Consider the following 1,876-nt stretch of genomic DNA (forward strand, 5'->3'; position numbering starts at 1 on the left):
AATCGAGTAGGAGGCGGTCTCACAACCGCCGTCCTCTCACACCACCGTACGTACGGTTCCGTATACGGCGGTTCAGGTTATGCGATTAAGCCGGTTTATCGTATCCAGTATTGAGACCAACCCGAGTCGATCCCATAGCTTCTTCGGTAGCGCCTGATTCATATGTGACGCTCCCGAGTTCCACCATGGGCCTCGGCCATTGACCGCCGATTTCCACGCCCGAGCCTCGTCGATTCCCAAACGTATCAGGTTGCGCGCCCTCGTAGAGGGCCGCTTCCATTGACGCCATATGACGCAACGAAGTTTGTGACGCACCCAGCCATCAAGCTCCTCAAGTGGCCGCTTGCTCTGACTCAGCTTGAAGTAGCCAGCCCAACCACGCAGCACGGGAGTCATTTGCTCAACGATATATCTCATTGAGCGGGCCCGTATCCGACGCAAGAGTTCCCTGAGTCGGTCGCGCAGGCGGTGCAGGCTTATGCTCGCTACCCTCAGCTTCGGCTGTTTATGCCAGCTCATCCCATAACCCAAGTAATCACAGGCCCAAGGCCGTGCCACACGGCTCTTTTCCCGATTCAGTGTCAGTTTCAGACGCTGAGTCAGGAAGCGCTCAACACTGGCCATGACCCGTTCGCCTGCACGATGACTGCGCACATAAATGTTCGCATCGTCGGCATAACGCACGAAGCGATGGCCGCGCCGTTCTAGCTCACGGTCGAGTTCGTTGAGCAGGATATTCGACAGCAATGGCGAGAGCGGGCCGCCTTGCGGCGCCCCTTCCTGCCGTCGGCTGGCGATCCCGCCCGACATCACGCCGGCCTCGAGATAACGGCGAATGAGCCTGAGCACCTGCTTGTCTTCGATTTGACGCTGCACATGGGCCATCAGTACATCGTGGTTGACCTGATCGAAGAACTTCTCCAGGTCGAGTTCCACGCACCAGCGGTGGCCCGCCGCCACATGGGCACGGGCTGTTTCGATGGCTTGGTGGGCGCTTCTGCCCGGACGGAAGCCGTAGCTGTAATCCGAGAACAGTGGGTCGAAGATCGGCGTGAGTTGTTGCAGCAGTGCCTGTTGGATCAGGCGATCCACGACGCTGGGGATACCCAGTTGCCGTGTTCCGCCTTTAGGTTTGGGGATGTCGACGGCGCGTACTCCTTGCGGGTGATACTCGCCGGCCAGCAGCCTCGCCTTGAGGGTTGGCCAATACTGTTTCACGTAGCCTGCCAATTCGTCGACCGTCATGCCATCGGCACCCGGCGCACCCTTGTTGCTGACCACGCGATGATACGCACGCTTGAGATTGGCCGGTGCAAGCACCTGCGCCATCAGCGTGTCCGGCTCCGCGTTCGTCCACGTCACAGACGTCGCCGATGCCTGCGCACTGCCAGCCGTCGCCCGCGGATACCGTCCGGAACTAAGGGTCACAGTTCTCCCTCGGAGAAATTTCTGCTTTTCGACATTCGACGAGACTCTGACACCTACTGGCGGCGTAACCTGTTCGGCCCTTGGTGGCATGGTTATTTGCCACTTACTACGGCCTCGGCTGACTTCTGTAGGTTCATCCCGTCGCCTCTCGACGCTCGGTAGCACAGTGGCAAACCTACAGATCTCCCAGGGTAATTCGCGCGACCTTCCTGCTTATGCCTGTCGGATTTACGTCACAGCGTTCCGTGCAAGTATCGGGCTTTGACGGTTTGGGCCGTCTTACCCCGCTGCGCCGCCTCTATCCGCTTCCTGTTCGTCAGGCCAGCATTTTGCCTCGGGCTTCCTTCAGATTCGCAGTCACCCGCGACACCCTTGCCTCTGGCTAACACTTCCCCTTGCCGGGTGTGTAGAGGACTTTCACCTCCAAGTCACCAGCGTGGCCACCACA

1 protein-coding gene is annotated in these 1,876 nt (G+C 59.2%); it reads right to left on the bottom strand.

The window, feature by feature from the left end:
* Positions 1-72: 72 nt before the first annotated feature.
* A complete protein-coding gene (ltrA, locus tag ACN1C3_RS33145; RefSeq protein WP_419119941.1) occupies positions 73-1,518 on the bottom strand; it encodes a group II intron reverse transcriptase/maturase in 1,446 nt (481 codons plus the stop codon).
* Positions 1,519-1,876: the final 358 nt, after the last annotated feature.

Source organism: Pseudomonas sp. H11T01 (assembly GCF_048515765.1).
Taxonomy (GTDB): Bacteria; Pseudomonadota; Gammaproteobacteria; order Pseudomonadales; family Pseudomonadaceae; genus Aquipseudomonas.

Excerpts from the sequence above, each read along its gene's own strand:
- ltrA (WP_419119941.1), bottom strand. The coding sequence starts at position 1,518 with ATGCCACCAAGGGCCGAACAGGTTACGCCGCCAGTAGGTGTCAGAGTC.